The organism is Serratia grimesii NBRC 13537 (assembly GCF_001590905.1).
Lineage (GTDB): Bacteria > Pseudomonadota > Gammaproteobacteria > Enterobacterales > Enterobacteriaceae > Serratia > Serratia grimesii.
This window is the reverse complement of record NZ_BCTT01000008.1, coordinates 143,518-161,549: the sequence shown is the minus strand read 5'-3', so window position 1 is coordinate 161,549 and position 18,032 is coordinate 143,518. Positions and strand designations below refer to the sequence as shown.

Below are 18,032 nucleotides of genomic sequence, written 5' to 3'. Positions count from 1 at the left end.
AAATAAGGAAAAGATAGAATGGCTAAGGGGCAATCTTTGCAAGATCCGTTCCTGAACGCATTGCGTCGTGAACGTGTTCCGGTTTCTATTTATTTGGTGAATGGTATTAAGCTGCAAGGCCAGATTGAGTCTTTTGACCAGTTTGTCATCCTGTTGAAAAACACGGTGAGCCAGATGGTTTATAAGCACGCTATCTCTACCGTTGTCCCGTCACGTCCGGTTTCGCACCATAGCAATACTCCGAGCGGCGGCACCAGTAACTATCACCATGGTAACAACCCGTCTGCGCCGCAACAGCCGCAGCAGGAAAGCGATGACGCTGAATAAAGCGCGTTGCGAGTCAACCATGACGGGGAGCATAAGCAGCCGTGGGCTGTTTATGTCCCCCAAACTCACGGGTTCCCGTTTGAGAGGTTGCACGCTTGTTTGACCGTTATGAAGCCGGTGAGCAGGCCGTCCTGGTTCATATCTATTTCTCGCAAGACAAAGATACAGAAGATCTCAGTGAGTTCGAATCCCTGGTGTCCTCTGCCGGTGTTGAAGCTTTGCAAGTGGTAACTGGTAGCCGCAAAGCCCCGCATCCCAAGTACTTTGTCGGTGAAGGAAAGGCCGAAGAAATCGCAGATGCGGTAAAAGCCAGTGGCGCATCTGTTGTCCTGTTTGATCACTCCCTTTCCGCAGCGCAAGAGAGAAATCTTGAACGCCTGTGCGAATGCCGGGTGATTGATCGCACCGGGTTGATTCTAGACATCTTTGCCCAGCGTGCCCGTACCCATGAAGGTAAGCTGCAGGTAGAGCTGGCGCAGTTGCGTCACATCGCCACGCGTTTGGTTCGTGGCTGGACGCACCTTGAGCGTCAAAAAGGGGGGATTGGCCTGCGCGGGCCAGGGGAAACCCAGTTAGAAACCGACCGTCGTCTGTTACGTGACCGCATTAGCTTGATTTTACGCCGCCTGGAGCGGGTAGCTAAGCAGCGTGAACAGGGCCGACGTGCGCGTACCCGTGCTGACGTGCCAACCGTATCGCTGGTGGGATATACCAACGCCGGCAAATCTACCCTGTTTAATCGAATAACGTCTGCCGATGTATATGCGGCAGACCAACTATTTGCCACCCTGGATCCGACTCTGCGGCGTATTGACGTCGCCGATGTGGGCGATACCGTGTTGGCGGATACCGTAGGGTTTATCCGACACCTGCCGCATGATTTGGTGGCCGCCTTTAAGGCAACGCTGCAAGAAACGCGTCAGGCATCTTTGCTGTTACATGTAATCGACGCCGCGGATACCCGCGTCGATGAAAACATTGAAGCGGTAAATACCGTGTTGGCAGAGATTGACTCGGATGAGATCCCTACACTGCTAGTGATGAACAAAATAGATATGCTGGATGATTTTGTCCCGCGTATCGACCGCAACGATGAAAACTTACCGATCCGGGTGTGGCTGTCCGCCGCCAGCGGTGAAGGTATCCCGTTGCTGTATCAGGCGTTGACGGAGCGCTTATCGGGGGAAATCGCGCATTATGAGCTGCGCTTACCGCCAGAAGCAGGCCGTCTTCGTAGCCGTTTTTACCAGCTTCAGGCAATTGAGAAAGAGTGGAACGAAGAAGACGGCAGCATTGGCGTGGTGGTTCGTATGCCTATCGTCGAATGGCGCCGCCTCTGCAAACAGGAACAGGAACTGATTAACTTTATAGTATGATCATATCCTGTTACATTTGAGCACTCGGTCCGCAGGCGTTATCGGCGCAGCACGTTTTTGGTGCGGTCAGCGCGCAAGAATCGGAGCGTACATCAAGTACGTGAGGATTCTGAGCACTGCTCAAACGAAAACGGGCAAGTAAGATAGCCTGCTGTAACTAAGCGTAAGCCTGAAGTACCCAATCACAGAATATGGAGCTAAAACATGGCGTGGAATCAGCCCGGTAATAACGGACAGGACCGCGACCCGTGGGGGAGCAGCAATAATAATGGCGGCAACTCTGGCGGTAATAACAAAGGCGGTCGCGATCAAGGGCCACCTGATTTGGACGATATCTTCCGCAAGCTGAGCAAGAAACTGAGCGGCTTGGGCGGAGGCAAAGGCTCCAACAGCAATAACAATGGCGGTACCGGTACCTCTGGTCCGGGCTTTAGTGGTCGTATCATCGGCATTGCTGCAGTTGCGGTGGTGGTGATTTGGGCCGCTAGCGGCTTCTACACCATCAAAGAAGCCGAGCGTGGTGTTGTCACCCGTTTTGGTAAGTTCAGCCACTTGGTGCAGCCGGGTCTGAACTGGAAGCCAACCTTCATCGATGAAGTGCGTCCGGTGAACGTGGAGTCAGTACGTGAACTGGCAGCCTCCGGCGTGATGCTGACTTCGGATGAGAACGTGGTGCGTGTAGAAATGAACGTACAGTATCGCGTGACTAACCCGGAAGCGTATTTGTTCAGCGTGACGAACGCCGACGATAGCCTGAGCCAGGCGACTGACAGCGCCCTGCGTGGCGTTATCGGCAAGTACACCATGGACAAGATCCTGACCGAAGGCCGTACTATCGTACGTAGCGATACTCAACGCGTACTGGAAGAGACAATTCGTCCGTACAACATGGGTATCACGCTGCTGGACGTTAACTTCCAGGCTGCTCGTCCGCCGGAAGAAGTGAAAGCCGCATTTGATGATGCGATTGCCGCACGTGAAAACGAGCAGCAGTACATCCGTGAAGCAGAAGCTTACGCCAACGAAGTTCAGCCACGCGCGAACGGTCAGGCACAGCGTTTGCTGGAAGATGCCAAAGCGTATAAAGACCGTACCGTCCTGGAAGCTCAGGGTGAGGTTGCACGCTTTGCCAAGCTGTTGCCGGAATACAAGTCCGCACCGCAGATTACCCGCGAGCGTTTGTATATCGAAACCATGGAAAAAGTCCTGAGCCATACCCGTAAGGTATTGGTGAATGACAAAGGCAACAATCTGATGGTGTTGCCGCTGGATCAAATGCTGCGCGGCCAAACTGGCGCGGCGGCTGACGGCAATAAAGACACCAGCCTGATTCGTCTCAATCCCGCTCCGTCTGCCAACAGCGGCGCCAGCTCTAGCAGCCAGCGCACAAGCAGCGGCTCGGTCATGGACCAGCGCCGGGCGAATGCGCAGCGTGACGACACCACTCGCGTAGGGAGAGAGTAATCAATGCGTAAGTCTTTTATAGTTATCGTCCTCGCGGTGCTGGTGGCGTTATACGCCTCTTTGTTCGTGGTTCAGGAAGGCCAACGTGGCATTGTGTTGCGTTTCGGCAAGGTATTGCGTGACAGCGACAACAAACCGCTGGTGTATGCACCGGGTCTGCACTTCAAGATTCCATTTATTGAATCAGTGAAAACCCTGGATGCGCGTATCCAGACTATGGACAACCAGGCTGACCGCTTTGTGACCAGCGAGAAGAAAGACCTGATTGTCGATTCTTATCTGAAATGGCGCATCAGTGATTTCAGCCGTTACTACCTGGCAACTGGCGGCGGTGATGTTTCACAAGCCGAAGTTCTGCTGAAACGTAAATTCAGTGACCGTCTGCGTTCCGAGATTGGTCGTCTGGATGTGAAAGACATCGTGACCGATTCGCGCGGTAAGCTGATGTCCGACGTACGCGATGCATTGAACACCGGTACTGTGGGTGATGATCAAGAGGTTGCAACCACGGAAGCTGATGATGCTATCGCTTCTGCTGCGGCGCGTGTTGAGAAGGAAACCACCGGCAACCTGCCGAAGGTTAACCCGAACAGCATGGCGGCACTGGGTATCGAAGTCATCGACGTACGTATCAAGCAGATTAACCTGCCGGCAGAAGTGTCTGACGCAATTTATCAGCGTATGCGTGCAGAGCGTGAAGCTGTAGCGCGTCGTCACCGTTCACAGGGTCAGGAAGAAGCTGAGAAGTTGCGTGCAACTGCAGACTACGAAGTCACGCGTACCTTGGCAGAAGCCGAACGTACAGCCCGTATCACTCGTGGTGACGGCGATGCCGAAGCGGCCAAACTGTTTGCTAACGCATTCAGCCAGGATCCGGACTTCTACGCCTTTATCCGTAGCCTGCGTGCGTATGAAACTAGCTTCAGCAGTAATAACCAAGACGTGATGGTACTGAGCCCGGACAGCGATTTCTTCCGCTACATGAAGTCGCCTGATTCCACGCGTAAGTAACCGCAACAGGTTAATGATCGAGGGCCCGTTTAAACGCGGGCCCTTTCTTTTGGGAGTCATTGATGAATTCAACGATTTGGCTGGCACTTGGGTTAGTTTTGGTGCTGGAAGGGCTGGGCCCGATGCTGTTTCCGCAGGCCTGGCGTAAAATGATACTGGCGATGACCCAGTTACCTGATGCCACACTGAGACGATTTGGTGGTGGAATAGTGGTTGCGGGCTGTGTGATCTACTACATGTTGCGTAGTCGCGCAGGGGTTTAAAGTTTAGCCTAAAAAATACGCAACCCTATGCTAAAAGTGCTGAAACTCACGAATTACGGTGGTAGAATCCATTTTTAAGCAACCGGTGATTTTTAAAATGGGTAAGAACGTCGTCGTACTGGGCACTCAATGGGGTGACGAAGGTAAGGGCAAGGTCGTAGACCTGCTGACCGAACGGGCTCAATATGTAGTGCGCTACCAAGGGGGCCATAACGCTGGCCACACTCTGGTTATTAACGGTGAAAAAACCGTCCTTCATTTGATTCCTTCAGGCATTCTGCGTGCAAACGTGACCAGCATCATCGGCAACGGTGTAGTTCTGGCGCCAGATGCATTGATGAAAGAAATGGGTGAACTCGAAGCGCGCGGCATCCCGGTACGCGAACGTCTGTTACTGTCCGAAGCCTGCCCGCTGATCCTGCCTTATCACGTTGCGCTGGATAACGCGCGCGAGAAAGCACGTGGCGCGAAAGCTATCGGTACCACCGGTCGCGGTATCGGCCCGGCTTACGAAGATAAAGTGGCTCGTCGTGGTCTGCGCGTTAGCGACCTGTTCAACAAAGAAACCTTCGCCGTTAAGTTGAAGGAAATTGTTGATTACCATAACTTCCAGTTGGTCAACTACTACAAAGTTGAAGCCGTTGATTACCAGGCAACACTGGATTACGTGCTGTCTATCGCTGATATTCTGACTGCAATGGTTGTTGACGTATCTGAACTGCTGGACGGCGCGCGTAAGCGTGGCGACCTGATCATGTTCGAAGGCGCACAAGGCACCTTGCTGGATATCGACCACGGTACCTATCCGTACGTGACTTCTTCTAACACCACTGCTGGCGGCGTTGCTACCGGTTCTGGTATTGGTCCGCGTTACGTAGATTACGTACTGGGCATCGTAAAAGCCTACTCCACCCGCGTGGGTGCAGGTCCATTCCCAACTGAGCTGTTCGATGAAACCGGCGAATACCTGTGTAAACAAGGTAACGAGTTCGGCGCTACTACTGGCCGCCGTCGTCGTACCGGCTGGTTGGATGCCGTAGCTGTTCGTCGCTCAGTGCAGATCAACTCCCTGTCTGGCTTCTGCCTGACCAAGTTGGACGTGCTGGATGGCCTGAAAGAAGTGAAAATCTGTGTGGGTTATCGCATGCCAGACGGCCGCGAAATGACCACCACTCCGCTGGCAGCTGAAGGTTGGGAAGGTATCGAGCCAATCTACGAAAGCATGCCGGGCTGGAGCGACACCACCTTTGGCGTGAAAGAGCACAGCAAACTGCCACAGGCGGCGCTGGACTACATCAAGCGTATTGAAGAGCTGACTGGCGTACCGGTAGACATTATCTCTACTGGCCCAGACCGTAGCGAAACCATGATTCTGCGCGACCCGTTCGACGCATAATCTGGCAATAAAATAAACCGGGCGTGTCCCGGTTTATTTTTATCATTATTCTCCTCAGTTGCGGTTTCACGTCAAAAACTCCCTTCTTAACCTGTTCATGAGCCCGACATGCGCTAAATAATTAGCGGCGAACTCTCCGGCTGGTTTATTATCCAATAAGTAATCTTTTGAATAATGCCGAAAATCGGCGTATCAGACGGGTAAAATGACACCCAGAGGTAGATGTGCAGTTAACAAGTTTTACTGATTATGGCCTGCGGGCGTTGATCTACATGGCCTCGCTGCCACCGGACAAAATGACCAGCATCTCGGAAGTCACTGAGGTCTACGGTGTGTCCAGAAACCATATGGTAAAGATCATCAATCAGTTAAGCAGGGTTGGGTTTGTGACCGCGGTGCGCGGTAAGAACGGTGGCATCCGTTTGGGCAAACCGGCCGAAACCATTCGCCTTGGCGACGTGGTAAGGGCGTTAGAACCGCTCTCACTGGTTAACTGCAACAGTGACTTTTGCCACATAACCCCTGCCTGCCGCCTGAAGCAGGTGCTGCAACAGGGCGTACAGAATTTCCTTGAAGAGCTGGACAGCCACACGCTGGCCGATATGGTTGAAGACAATCCATCGCTCTACAAGCTATTGCTTGTCGAATAAAGCGTCGCTGAGAAGACAAGGCTCAGCGGCACCCTGCTGATGACAACGGAGGAACCGCAATGTCACAAGATCCATTCCTGGAACGAGAAGCAGAAAAATATGAGTCCCCAATCCCGAGCCGTGAATTCATTCTGGCCCATCTGGCGAAAAGAGAAACGCCGGCCAGCCGCGAAGAGCTGGCCAAAGAACTGAATTTAACCGGGGAAGAGCCTTTAGAGGCATTACGCCGTCGTCTGCGTGCAATGGAGCGTGACGGCCAATTGATATTTACCCGTCGCCAGTGCTATGCACTGCCGGAACGCCTGGATCTGCTGCGCGGTACCGTCATTGGCCACCGTGATGGCTTCGGTTTCTTGCGTATTGAAGGCAGCAAAGACGACCTGTACCTGTCCGCCGAGCAGATGAAAATGGCGATCCACGGTGATGTGGTGCTGGCACAGGCGATGGCCGCAGATCGTAAGGGGCGTCGTGAAGCCCGTATTGTGCGCGTGTTGGTACCGAAAACCAGCCAAATCGTTGGCCGTTTCTTTATGGATGCCGGTACTGGCTTTGTCGTACCGGACGACAGTCGCCTGAGCTTTGATATCCTGATCCCGGCCGATGCGGTTAGCGGTGCGCGCATGGGCTTTATGGTGGTGGTTGAACTGACCCAGCGCCCGACCCGTCGTACCAAAGCGGTTGGCAAGATCGTTGAGATCCTCGGCGATAAAATGGGTACCAGCATGGCAGTGGATATCGCGCTGCGCACCCATGAAATCCCGCATGTTTGGCCACCGCAGGTGGAAAAGCAGGTTGCCGATCTCAGCGAGCAAGTGCCTGAAGCGGCCAAAAAAGGCCGTGTTGATCTGCGTCAGCTGCCGCTGGTGACCATTGACGGTGAAGATGCGCGCGACTTCGATGATGCAGTCTACTGTGAGAAAAAACGTGGCGGCGGTTGGCGCCTGTGGGTTGCCATTGCCGACGTCAGCTATTATGTACGTCCACGTACTGCACTGGATGACGAAGCGCGTAACCGTGCAACGTCGGTGTACTTCCCGTCGCAGGTTATTCCTATGCTGCCGGAAGTGCTGTCCAACGGGTTGTGTTCGCTGAACCCGCAGGTAGATCGCCTGTGTATGGTGTGTGAGATGACCATCTCCGCTCAGGGGCGCCTGTCGACATCCAAGTTCTATGAAGCGGTAATGAGTTCACATGCTCGCCTGACGTATAACAAAGTCTGGCATATTCTGCAGGGCGATCAGGAGCTGCGTGAGCATTATCACCCGCTGGTCAAACACCTGCAGGAACTTCACGCAATGTACAAGGTGCTGGATCAAGCGCGTGCGGAACGTGGGGGTATTGCTTTCGAAACTGAAGAAGCGAAGTTTATCTTCAACGCCGAACGTCGTATTGAGCGCGTCGAACCAACAGTACGTAACGATGCTCACAAACTGATCGAAGAGTGTATGATCATGGCGAACGTTGCCGCTGCACGCTTTGTTGAAAAGCATAACGAGCCAGCGCTGTTCCGTGTGCATGACCGCCCAAGCGACGATCACATTACGGCACTGAGAAGCGTATTGAGCGAGTTGGGCCTGACACTGGGTGGCGGTAACAAGCCGCAACCGAAAGACTACGCGACCTTGATGGATGAAGTGTCCGAACGTCCCGATCATGAAATGCTGCAAACCATGTTGCTGCGCTCCATGAAGCAGGCGATCTACGATCCTGAAAACCGCGGCCACTTTGGTTTGGCGCTGGCTTCTTATGGTCACTTCACCTCGCCAATCCGCCGTTACCCCGATCTGGCACTGCACCGCGCGATCAAATATGTGCTTGCCAAAGAGCACGGTCAACCGAAAGAGCGCTGGACGCCGACAGGCGGCTGGCACAGTGAGTTCGAAGAGATGCTGCAACTGGGCGAGCACTGTTCGATGGCTGAACGTCGCGCCGATGAGGCGACACGCAATGTCGCTGACTGGTTGAAGTGCGACTTTATGCAGGATCACGTCGGGGAAGTGTTCAGCGGTATTATTGCCAGCGTGACCGGTTTTGGTTTCTTTGTCCGCCTGAACGATCTGTTTATCGACGGTCTGGTACACGTATCATCGCTGGATAATGATTACTATCGCTACGATAATATCGGCCAGCGCCTGATTGGCGAATCTTCCGGCGTGGTTTATCGCTTGGGTGATACCGTTGAGATCCGTGTGGAAGCGGTGCATATGGATGAGCGTAAGATCGATTTCGCGTTGGTCTCCAGCACCCGTAAACCGCGCGGTGAAGGTAAAACTGAGCGCGATCGTGCCAAGAGCGGCCAACGCACCCTGCGTGGTGGCGCAGGCGCAGGTCGTACTCAAGCACCACGTAAACGTCGTGGTGGCAAAGCGCCAGCCAATTTTGAGCCTGACAGCGCCTTCCGTAAAGACGAAGCCAAACCCGCTGACAAGGTGAAGAAAGACAAAAAGGCGAAAGCCAAGAAAGTGTCCGACAAAACCCGGAAAATAGCGGCGGCGACCAAGGCCAAACGCGCCGGCAAGAAGAAAGGTGCTGAGCAGGCTTAAGCTGCCACACGTCATTATCACCGGCTGGCAAACGCCAGCCGCACAGTTAAAAGAGCATCATGAGCGAAATTATTTACGGTATCCATGCCGTCAAAGCCCTGTTAGATAACGATCCGCAACGCTTCCTGGAAGTGTTTATCCTCAAAGGGCGCGATGACCGCCGCTTGCAACCGCTGATCGCGGAGCTGGAAGCGACCGGTATTGTTATCCAGGTGGCAAACCGCCAGTGGCTGGATGATAAAGTCGAGGGCGCGGTGCACCAGGGGATTATCGCCCGGGTGCGTGAAGGGCGTCAGTATCAGGAAAATGATTTGCCGGCGCTGTTGGAAAGCGTGGATACGCCGTTCCTGCTGGTACTGGACGGCGTGACCGACCCGCATAACCTTGGCGCCTGTCTTCGCAGTGCCGATGCGGCCGGTGTACACGCGGTGATCGTCCCGCGCGATCGCTCTGCCCAGTTGAATGCGACTGCCAAGAAAGTGGCCTGCGGCGCGGCGGAAAACGTTCCGTTGATTCGCGTCACCAATCTGGCGCGTACCTTGCGTTTACTGCAAGAAATGAATGTCTGGGTCGTCGGCACGGCAGGCGAAGCCGATCACACTTTGTTCCAGAGCAAAATGACGGGCCCAATGGCGCTGGTGATGGGGGCAGAAGGCGAAGGTATGCGCCGTCTGACCCGTGAACACTGTGATGAGTTGATCAGTATCCCGATGGCCGGGACGGTGTCTTCACTGAACGTTTCAGTCGCTACCGGTATCTGTTTGTTCGAAGCAGTACGTCAGCGCAGTTGATTTACCCATAAGGGCGCAACGTATTGCGCCCTTATTAATTCGGTCCTCATTTCCCACCCTGTGATCTCATCTGCGGCAGAAATCGCCCTGACGACCATACTTACTCCTGACGCTTTTATCAGGGAGCAAGCTCATGGTCTGGAATACACACACCGTTTTTAATCAGCCGAAGCCGCTGGGTAACAGCAATCTATTCCTGTCCGACACGCCGTTGCATGAAGCCATACAGCGCGAGCAAGCCGGTTGGGATGCGGAGGTGCTGGCTTCGTTGGGGCAGCAGTTGGGTACTCAGGAATCGCTGGAGCTGGGGCGGTTGGCCAACGTCAATCCGCCGGAACTGCTGCGCTATGACGCCACCGGTCAGCGGCTGGATGATGTCCGCTTCCACCCTGCCTGGCATATTCTGATGCAAGGGTTGATCGCCAACCGTGTGCATAACCTGCCGTGGCAGGAGGATGCGCGTATTGGTTCGTTCGTGGCGCGCGCCGCGCGTTTTGTGCTGCACGCCCAGGTTGAAGCTGGCACCTTGTGCCCAGTGACCATGACTTTTGGTGCAATTCCATTACTGCAACGTTCATTGCCTGCTGAATTCCAGACTTGGCTGACGCCGCTGCTGTCTGATCGTTACGATGCACATTTGTTACCCGGCGGGCAAAAACGCGGATTGCTAATTGGCATGGGGATGACCGAGAAACAAGGTGGTTCCGATGTGTTAAGTAATACGACCACAGCTACGCCTTTGGCTGCACGTGGCCCGGGAGAAGCTTACAGGCTGGTAGGGCACAAATGGTTCTTCTCGGTGCCACAGAGTGATGCGCATCTGGTGCTGGCGCAGGCCGACGGTGGGCTATCTTGTTTCTTTCTTCCGCGTATTCTGCCTGACGGTACACGCAACGCAATACGGCTGGAACGTCTAAAAGACAAACTCGGCAACCGTTCAAATGCTAGCAGTGAAGTTGAATTCCAGGACGCCGCCGCCTGGCTGGTGGGTGAGGAAGGGGATGGTGTGCGGCATATCCTAAAAATGGGTGGCCTGACGCGATTTGACTGTGCATTGGGTAGCCATGGTTTGATGCGGCGTGGCTTATCGGTAGCGCTATATCATGCCTTGCAGCGACAGGCGTTTGGTAAACCACTGATCGAACAACCGATGATGCGCCAGGTGTTAGCGCGGATGGCATTGCGGTTAGAAGGGCAGACAGCGGCTCTGATGCGGTTAGCGCGTGCCTACGACAGCGTTGGCACCGGTGCGCCTTTGGAGCAGGCACTGTGCCGTGTGATGACCCCGGCTGCTAAGTTTGAAGTCTGCCGACAAGGCATCCCTTTTGTCGGTGAAGCGATGGAAGCGTTAGGTGGAATCGGTTACTGCGAAGAGAGTGAGCTGCCGCGACTGTACCGTGAAATGCCGGTAAACAGCATTTGGGAAGGGTCAGGCAATATCATGTGTCTGGACGTGATGCGTGCCTGGGGAAAGCTGCCGGTGGTGCAGGAGGCCCTGGAACTCGAATTTGTTGAGGTCAGGGGACAGAATCGCCACTTTGATCATCAGTGGCGACGGCTGCTCCAACTGATGCGTAAACCTCAGGAAGAACAAGGGCGCGCGGTCACCGGTGCGTTATTCAATCTGTTCGCCGCGGCGCAGCTTCTGCGTCACAGCTCTCCCCCGCTGGCAGAGGCCTGGTGTCAAATGATGCTAGATGCCCGTGGTGAAAGGGCATTGCCAGACCGGTTATGCGAAACGTTGTTTACCCGAGCGATGGGGGGCTAGGGAAAAGAGTGGCGCTACAGCGGGAAAAGCTTTTTAATTCAGCACTTGGCCCGTAAGGGATACTGACCTCTGACCAGGAAGCATGACATGGATATTCTTAGCGCGTTGGCGGCATTCGCCTCTTATTTCTTCAGTGGCTTTGCCATGGTTCTGGTGTTCTTGTTTGTTTATACCCGCATTACGCCACACGACGAATGGGCGCTGATTAAGGCCGACAATCAATCTGCTGCTTTCGGATTCGTTGGTGCTTGCTTGGGTTATGTGATCCCGTTGGCCAGTGCGGCGATCAACTCTGTCAGCCTGTTGGATTACTTGCTATGGGGTGTTGTGGCTTTAGTGGTGCAACTGCTGCTGTTTGCGGCGGTGAAAATCTACATGCCGCGCATCAGTGACAAAATTGAATCTAATCACGTGGCCGCCGGGATTTTCCTGGGGGGCGTTTCGATCAGCGGCGGCGTATTGAATGCGGCTTGCATGACCTATTAAAGATAGAGTATTGCCGAGGCGCGCCAGCCAGGTTGGTGCGCCTGTTCTTCCATCTTCAGGATGCGATAATAACTGGCCCCGTGCTCATCAGCCTTACGGGCTATCAGTTGTTCTACATCCTGAGGTGAGCCGGACAGGTTATTTAGCGTGATTTCAGCGATTTCACTGAGCGGAGTAACGCGATCTGCAGGTGCCAGTTCAGCGGACTGGGCGCTGGCGCTGAGTAACCCCATGGAAAGCAGGAGGGCGGTGAGTGCGGCGGAGCGTGTCATGGCGTTCCCCTTCGTCGGATCCTGGATCCACGCCGCAGGGTGCGGCGCGCTGTTTGCCAGTGTGCAATATCCAACTTCAGTCTGTGCAAAGCCAATGTAAATCTTATTAAAACTCTAAGAGCTACCGATACAGGATCGCCTGTGAATACCATTGGCCGGGAACCACGGTTTCACTGTTCATGATGATCATGTAATAGCGTGCCCCGCTGGCGTTGGCTTTCTGCTGTATTGCCGCTTCCACATCCATTGGACTACCGCGGACCAGCGCGCTGGTGGTACCCATTTTCACCAGGCTGCCGGTTTGTGCCCGGGTGATCTCCTGTGCTTGGCCGGTCGGTGGTGGTGGTGCTTTTGGTGTTGTGGTCATCATACCGCAGGCGCTAAGCAGCATAACCAGTGTTAAAGGGAGTAACAGGCGGGAACGTTTCATGAGCACCTCGGGAAAGTCGACAGCATGATTTCAGTGTAACCCATTATAAATTGGAACAGATTGAGCTAATGCTTTTTAGCGCAAGTTTGCCATTATGAAGGCAACAAATATGCAGAGGGAAAAACGGATGATTGAAATCTATGACGAGCGGGCAGGGAATATTGCCGTGATCCACGCGGTGCCTGCAGGGCAATATCATCAACCGCTGCCGACGATATTTTTCTACCATGGTTATACCTCATCGAAAGAAGTGTATGCCTACTTTGCCTATGCGTTAGCCAAAGCTGGGTTCCGCGTGGTGTTGCCGGATGCCGATCTACACGGTGAGCGCTTTGACGGTGATGAACAAAAGCGTCTGGCCAGTTTTTGGGAGATCCTGCGGCGTAATATTGATGAGTTACCTGTGCTCAAGGCACATTTTGAGCAACGTGGCCTGCTTGTGGAAGAGCGTATCGGCGTTGCCGGTGCGTCAATGGGCGGTATGACGACACTGGGTTGTTTTGCCCGTTATTCATGGGTGAAAGCGGCAGCCAGCTTAATGGGGGCCGGTTATTACACGTCCCTGGCGCAGACGTTATTCCCCCCGTTAGATGAGCAAGGACATCATTTGGCAAGCCGCGACTTTGATGCGCGTATTGCCGTGCTAGCAGATTATGGTTTGGAACATCAGTTGGCGAAAATTGTCGATCGTCCGCTGTTGTTGTGGCACGGGGAGGCGGATGATGTGGTCCCGGTGGCAGAAACCTTGCGATTGGCTACGGAGCTTCGCCAGAGCGGCTGGGATCAGCAATTGACGTTGCTTACGGAGCCTGACGTCAAGCACCGCATTACACCGCAGGCGCTCAGCGCAACGGCCGATTTCTTCATACGCACGTTGTAAAAAAAGCCCCCTGTATCCAGGGGGCCGACGACGACATTCACATTTTTATTTACCGCTTTTAGGCGCGGCTGACTTCCTGGCGTTGCATTTTCTCTTAGCGATACAGTTCGGCACTAACATGCATGGTGCTGTTGTTTTCAGGTTCATGCAGGGCAATGATCCGATAGGCAGTAGCGCCACGTTGCTCGGCTATTTTGTTCACTTGGCTACTGGCATCATCAGGGGAGACAACGTCCTGGTTTAGCGTGACGAACCCGACGCTTTGGCGTTGATCAGCCTGATGTGAAGTAATTTCAGTGGCGGCCATGACATGGGCGGAAAACAGTAAAGCAATGGCAGTAGCGATGGTAATGCGTTTCATAAGTGCCTCTCTTAACTGTTTGCTTCAACGGCCTGACAGCCGGTGCCAGTGCAGCAAAAAGTTATTTGCATGTATTGAATAACCTCGAATCTTTTTCGTCGCGCTGTCTGCGGCGGATAAGTACAATTTTAGACCTTCATGCAGGATTAAAAAGGGGGCTATTTTGACATCCTCTTTCAAAAAAAATGAATGAGATTTGCGAATCAGTGATGATTTCATTGAAAGATTTTTTGAAGTGATGGATCTGTGTACATAGGTTACGCAGGCAGCAAATCGTGCTATTTCCGTAGCAGGTTCGCATTACCTAGAATAAATCCCCTTCGGTCCTTGAGTTTCCTCGCTAGCGCAAGTATGATTACGCGTCATTTTTTCAGCCGCACACACATACACGTTCCTTGCTTCCATGGGCCGCGGTTGACCCTGACAGGAGGCTGAATAATCCGTAAGGAGCAATTCGATGCGTCATTACGAAATCGTTTTTATGGTCCATCCTGACCAAAGCGAACAGGTTCCGGGCATGATCGAGCGTTACAGTGCTACCATCACTAACGCTGCTGGTCAGATTCACCGTCTGGAAGACTGGGGCCGCCGTCAACTGGCTTACCCGATCAACAAACTGCACAAAGCTCACTACGTTCTGCTGAACGTTGAAGCTCCGCAGGAAGCGATCGATGAGCTGGAAACAAACTTCCGCTTCAACGACGCCGTTATCCGTAGCATGGTTATGCGCGTTAAGCACGCGGTAACTGAAGCATCTCCGATGGTTAAAGCGAAAGACGAACGTCGTGGCGATCGCCGCGAAGACTTCGCTAACGAAACCGCAGATGATGCAGATGCTGGGGATTCTGAAGAGTAATTGCTGCCGTGACATCTAATCGTCTGGTTTTGTCGGGCACTGTGTGCAAGACACCGGTTCGAAAAGTGAGTCCTTCCGGGATACCCCACTGCCAATTTGTGCTTGAGCACCGTTCGCAGCAAATGGAAGCCGGATTCAGCAGACAAGCATGGTGCCGAATGCCCGTGGTTGTCAGCGGACAACAGTCACAAGCACTAACTCAAAGATTAACGGTCGGCAGTCAGATAACCGTGCAAGGCTTTGTTAGCAGCCATCAAGGGCGCAACGGGCTGAACAAATTGGTTCTGCATGCCGAGCAGATTGAATTGATAGATTCTGGAGACTAGCCTAATGGCACGTTATTTCCGTCGTCGCAAGTTCTGCCGTTTCACCGCGGAAGGCGTTCAAGAGATTGACTATAAAGACATCGCTACGCTGAAAAACTACATCACTGAAAGTGGTAAAATTGTCCCGAGCCGTATTACCGGTACTCGTGCCAAATATCAGCGCCAGCTGGCCCGTGCTATCAAGCGCGCGCGCTACCTGTCTTTGTTGCCGTACACTGATCGTCATCAGTAATCGGCCACTGTCCATTAACGACTTTGAGAGGATAAGGTAATGCAAGTTATTCTGCTTGATAAAGTAGCAAACCTGGGCAGCCTGGGTGATCAAGTTAACGTTAAAGCGGGCTACGCCCGTAACTTCCTGGTACCACAGGGCAAAGCTGTTCCTGCTACCAAGAAAAACGTAGAGTTCTTCGAAGTACGCCGTGCAGAACTGGAAGCCAAACTGGCTGAAATTCTGACTGCTGCTGAAGCTCGCGCAACCAAGATCAACGAACTGGGTTCAGTCACCATCGCGTCTAAATCAGGCGACGAAGGTAAACTGTTCGGCTCTATCGGCACCCGCGACATCGCTGACGCAGTTACTGCGGCAGGCGTTGAAGTTGCCAAGAGCGAAGTTCGTCTGCCGAATGGCGTTCTGCGTACCACTGGTGAACACGAAGTTCAATTCCAGGTACACAGCGACGTATTCGCACAGCTGAATGTAGTTGTGGTAGCAGAAGCTTAATCGCTCCTGTTCACCAAGTTAAAACGCCAGCCTCGTGCTGGCGTTTTGCTTTTCTGCGTCCAGTAAAACGCGTTACCCTGCTAGCACCTTGGGTGAGGAGCAGTGGCAAATGGCAGTGATTTACTTAGAGCGAGTGTATGATTTTTCCGGCCCTGCGCCGGTTAACTGTTATCTGATTGACCGATTGTGGCCACGAGGTATCAGCAAGGAGCGGCTACAGGGGGTTCAATGGCTAAAGCAGGTCGCGCCAGATAATGCACTACGACAGTGGTTTCACCAGCACATAGATCAGTGGGAATTATTTGAAAGCCGTTACCGGCTGCAATTGGCAGAAAATGACGCCTGGCAGCCACTGGTGGCGTTATTACGGCAGGGAGAGCCCTTAACCTTGCTCTATGGCAGCAAAGACACACAGCACAACCACGGCATCGTGCTGCGCGACTTTTTATTGACGCAGATTTAGGCTGCCTGTCCATTGCGCGTGAATACGCGGTCAATGACGAGGCAGAATTTAACGCTCGCGGCGATAGCTGCCGTCGGCCTGGCGGCGGAACAACACCTGAGTGTTATCTGCGGCAGTGACCGATAACGCAGTAATCACGCCGTTAGTGTCACGTTCGATACGCACTTCCTGGCCGGCCTTCATGTTGCTGAGTGGCTTATCGTTACCTTCAACCTGGGCCATCGCGAAGACTTCATTCACCGGCAGACTATTGTCGCGGAACAGTTGCGCCAGCGTTTGCCCCGGTTGGATTTGGTAACGTTGCCAGTTACCGGCTGGCTCCGGTTCGGCAGCGTGCTGCTGCTGAGGATCATTTTGCAGATCGGCCTGCAGTGGTATGTTGTTGCCCTGCTGGGTGACCGGGAACGGCTGCTCGCTGTTTTCTGATGAATACGGCCACAGCAGTGCCAACAGCAAGATAATGCCGAAAATCAGGGTCCAGCGACGGTGGAAATAGGGTAATGGCTCCATCCAACCGAAGCCGTCCGGCAGGTGCCAGATCTTCAGCAGTAGCGCTTTGATGTTTTGCCCCTTACCGCTTGCCGGTGACTGTTCTGAATCCGGATCCTCTACTGCCTCTGGCGCGGAGCCTGGTTTCAGGCGCTGACTGAAGTTCAGCCAGGTGCGCAACAACGGCTGGTAGACTCGGGTGGTCTTCCTTCTCCTGGGCGAGATTCTGCCCATGGTAACCTCTCTTCAACGGCGTAAAAATATCACGGTACAAAAGGGTGTACCGCCGACCCGATGCCCTGCTTCCAGTATAGTCTGCTAACTGATTGAAGTGAAAGGCAGCAGCAAACCCATACCTGTTGCGACAGGCGATTCGCCTGGGCTCGCGGGAGCGGGTGTTAACTGAGGGTTATTGTTTCTTTTTCTACGACAAAAGTCATCATTCTCCACACAAGATTTTACCCGGCATTGCGGCGCTGTTATGCTGCGCTTTCGACTTTTTACAGACTAAAGGAAAACCCCATGACAACCCCTTCTTTTGACAGCGTTGAAGCGCAGGCGAGCTACGGGATTGGTTTACAGGTCGGCCAGCAGTTGCAAGAGTCCGGTCTGGAAGGTTTACAACCGGAAGCTTTGCTGGCAGGTTTGCGTGACGCGCTGGAAGGGAATGCCCCGGCGGTTCCGGTTGACGTGGTGCACCGTGCGCTGCGTGAAATCCACGAACGTGCGGATGCCGTGCGTCGTGATCGTCAACAGGCGATGGCTGTTGAAGGCCAGAAATTCCTGGAAGACAACGCCAAGCGTGACGAAGTGACGCTGACCGAATCTGGTCTACAGTTCTCCGTACTGGAGCAGGGTGATGGCCCAATCCCGTCCCGTCAGGATCGCGTGCGTGTGCATTACACCGGTCGTCTGATTAACGGCGATGTGTTCGACAGCTCTGTAGAGCGCGGCCAACCGGCAGAATTCCCGGTTAGCGGCGTGATCCCAGGCTGGATCGAAGCGCTGACCCTGATGCCGGTCGGTTCTAAATGGCAGTTGTATATTCCACACGACCTGGCCTATGGCGAGCGTGGTGCTGGCGCATCCATCCCGCCATTCAGCGCGCTGGTGTTTGACGTCGAACTGCTGGAAATCCTGTAATCCTCTGACAGGT

General features: G+C 53.7%; 22 protein-coding genes. 18 read left to right on the top strand and 4 right to left on the bottom strand.

Annotation, left to right across the window (positions count from 1 at the left end; translation table 11 throughout):
• Positions 1-18 precede the first annotated feature (18 nt).
• The 11 genes from hfq (at position 19) to SGR01S_RS11510 (ending at position 12,075) form a co-directional block, all read left to right on the top strand.
• Complete coding sequence (gene hfq / locus SGR01S_RS11560) at positions 19-327, top strand: RNA chaperone Hfq (RefSeq protein WP_012004894.1); 309 nt, start codon at positions 19-21, stop codon at positions 325-327.
• A gap of 95 nt (positions 328-422) precedes the next feature.
• Positions 423-1,703, top strand: coding sequence for a ribosome rescue GTPase HflX (gene hflX / locus SGR01S_RS11555; protein ID WP_037426478.1), 1,281 nt, complete (start codon positions 423-425; stop codon positions 1,701-1,703).
• A 204-nt stretch (positions 1,704-1,907) separates the two neighbouring features.
• Positions 1,908-3,167 carry an FtsH protease activity modulator HflK gene (gene hflK / locus SGR01S_RS11550; protein ID WP_037426476.1) on the top strand — a complete coding sequence of 420 codons (1,260 nt, stop codon included), beginning with the start codon at positions 1,908-1,910 and terminating at the stop codon, positions 3,165-3,167.
• Between the two features lie 3 nt (positions 3,168-3,170).
• Positions 3,171-4,178: a protease modulator HflC gene (hflC, locus tag SGR01S_RS11545; protein WP_037426474.1), complete on the top strand. Its 1,008-nt coding sequence runs from the start codon at positions 3,171-3,173 to the stop codon at positions 4,176-4,178.
• A gap of 62 nt (positions 4,179-4,240) precedes the next feature.
• Complete coding sequence (locus SGR01S_RS11540) at positions 4,241-4,441, top strand: DUF2065 domain-containing protein (RefSeq protein WP_020438320.1); 201 nt, start codon at positions 4,241-4,243, stop codon at positions 4,439-4,441.
• A 97-nt stretch (positions 4,442-4,538) separates the two neighbouring features.
• A complete protein-coding gene (locus tag SGR01S_RS11535) occupies positions 4,539-5,837 on the top strand; it encodes an adenylosuccinate synthase (RefSeq protein ID WP_061807523.1) in 1,299 nt (432 codons plus the stop codon).
• Positions 5,838-6,061: 224 nt separating this feature from the next.
• Positions 6,062-6,487 carry a nitric oxide-sensing transcriptional repressor NsrR gene (gene nsrR, locus SGR01S_RS11530; protein WP_061807511.1) on the top strand — a complete coding sequence of 142 codons (426 nt, stop codon included), beginning with the start codon at positions 6,062-6,064 and terminating at the stop codon, positions 6,485-6,487.
• A 59-nt stretch (positions 6,488-6,546) separates the two neighbouring features.
• Entirely contained in the window at positions 6,547-9,030 is a 2,484-nt protein-coding gene (gene rnr, locus SGR01S_RS11525; RefSeq protein ID WP_037422566.1) for a ribonuclease R, read from the top strand.
• A 59-nt stretch (positions 9,031-9,089) separates the two neighbouring features.
• Positions 9,090-9,821 (top strand): 23S rRNA (guanosine(2251)-2'-O)-methyltransferase RlmB, encoded by a 732-nt coding sequence (gene rlmB / locus SGR01S_RS11520; protein ID WP_037422563.1) that lies wholly within the window; start codon positions 9,090-9,092, stop codon positions 9,819-9,821.
• A gap of 133 nt (positions 9,822-9,954) precedes the next feature.
• On the top strand, positions 9,955-11,589 hold the full coding sequence (locus tag SGR01S_RS11515) for an isovaleryl-CoA dehydrogenase (RefSeq protein ID WP_037422560.1): 1,635 nt from the start codon (positions 9,955-9,957) through the stop codon (positions 11,587-11,589).
• Positions 11,590-11,676: 87 nt separating this feature from the next.
• Positions 11,677-12,075, top strand: coding sequence for a DUF350 domain-containing protein (locus SGR01S_RS11510; protein WP_037422557.1), 399 nt, complete (start codon positions 11,677-11,679; stop codon positions 12,073-12,075).
• On the opposite strand, the gene SGR01S_RS11505 is transcribed toward SGR01S_RS11510, so the two are convergent.
• Positions 12,072-12,347 carry a YdgH/BhsA/McbA family protein gene (locus SGR01S_RS11505; RefSeq protein WP_037422554.1) on the bottom strand — a complete coding sequence of 92 codons (276 nt, stop codon included), beginning with the start codon at positions 12,345-12,347 and terminating at the stop codon, positions 12,072-12,074. The two genes, SGR01S_RS11510 and SGR01S_RS11505, sit on opposite strands and share 4 nt — an antisense overlap.
• 121 nt (positions 12,348-12,468) lie before the next feature.
• A complete protein-coding gene (gene bsmA / locus SGR01S_RS11500; RefSeq protein WP_073963434.1) occupies positions 12,469-12,777 on the bottom strand; it encodes a biofilm peroxide resistance protein BsmA in 309 nt (102 codons plus the stop codon).
• Between the two features lie 127 nt (positions 12,778-12,904).
• Between bsmA and yjfP the strand changes: the two genes are divergently transcribed.
• Complete coding sequence (yjfP, locus tag SGR01S_RS11495; protein ID WP_061807509.1) at positions 12,905-13,657, top strand: esterase; 753 nt, start codon at positions 12,905-12,907, stop codon at positions 13,655-13,657.
• Between the two features lie 94 nt (positions 13,658-13,751).
• Here the strand turns inward: yjfP and SGR01S_RS11490 are convergent, their stop codons facing one another.
• Positions 13,752-14,018: a YdgH/BhsA/McbA family protein gene (locus tag SGR01S_RS11490; RefSeq protein WP_037422545.1), complete on the bottom strand. Its 267-nt coding sequence runs from the start codon at positions 14,016-14,018 to the stop codon at positions 13,752-13,754.
• A gap of 457 nt (positions 14,019-14,475) precedes the next feature.
• Between SGR01S_RS11490 and rpsF the strand changes: the two genes are divergently transcribed.
• The 5 genes from rpsF to SGR01S_RS11465 all read left to right on the top strand — a co-directional run bounded on the left by rpsF (position 14,476) and on the right by SGR01S_RS11465 (position 16,387).
• Positions 14,476-14,874: a 30S ribosomal protein S6 gene (gene rpsF, locus SGR01S_RS11485; RefSeq protein WP_006317459.1), complete on the top strand. Its 399-nt coding sequence runs from the start codon at positions 14,476-14,478 to the stop codon at positions 14,872-14,874.
• A gap of 8 nt (positions 14,875-14,882) precedes the next feature.
• Complete coding sequence (gene priB / locus SGR01S_RS11480; RefSeq protein WP_037422542.1) at positions 14,883-15,200, top strand: primosomal replication protein N; 318 nt, start codon at positions 14,883-14,885, stop codon at positions 15,198-15,200.
• Positions 15,201-15,204: 4 nt separating this feature from the next.
• Positions 15,205-15,432: a 30S ribosomal protein S18 gene (rpsR, locus tag SGR01S_RS11475; RefSeq protein WP_000135199.1), complete on the top strand. Its 228-nt coding sequence runs from the start codon at positions 15,205-15,207 to the stop codon at positions 15,430-15,432.
• 39 nt (positions 15,433-15,471) lie between these two features.
• Complete coding sequence (rplI, locus tag SGR01S_RS11470) at positions 15,472-15,924, top strand: 50S ribosomal protein L9 (RefSeq protein ID WP_012004910.1); 453 nt, start codon at positions 15,472-15,474, stop codon at positions 15,922-15,924.
• 109 nt (positions 15,925-16,033) lie between these two features.
• Positions 16,034-16,387, top strand: coding sequence for a DUF488 domain-containing protein (locus tag SGR01S_RS11465; RefSeq protein WP_061807508.1), 354 nt, complete (start codon positions 16,034-16,036; stop codon positions 16,385-16,387).
• 48 nt (positions 16,388-16,435) lie between these two features.
• Here SGR01S_RS11465 and SGR01S_RS11460 read toward each other — a convergent pair whose 3' ends face one another.
• On the bottom strand, positions 16,436-17,110 hold the full coding sequence (locus SGR01S_RS11460; protein ID WP_037422536.1) for an OapA family protein: 675 nt from the start codon (positions 17,108-17,110) through the stop codon (positions 16,436-16,438).
• Between the two features lie 288 nt (positions 17,111-17,398).
• On the opposite strand from SGR01S_RS11460, the gene bamJ reads away from it, so the two are divergent.
• Positions 17,399-18,019: a BamJ family beta-barrel-assembly machinery protein gene (gene bamJ, locus SGR01S_RS11455; RefSeq protein ID WP_012004913.1), complete on the top strand. Its 621-nt coding sequence runs from the start codon at positions 17,399-17,401 to the stop codon at positions 18,017-18,019.
• Positions 18,020-18,032: the final 13 nt, after the last annotated feature.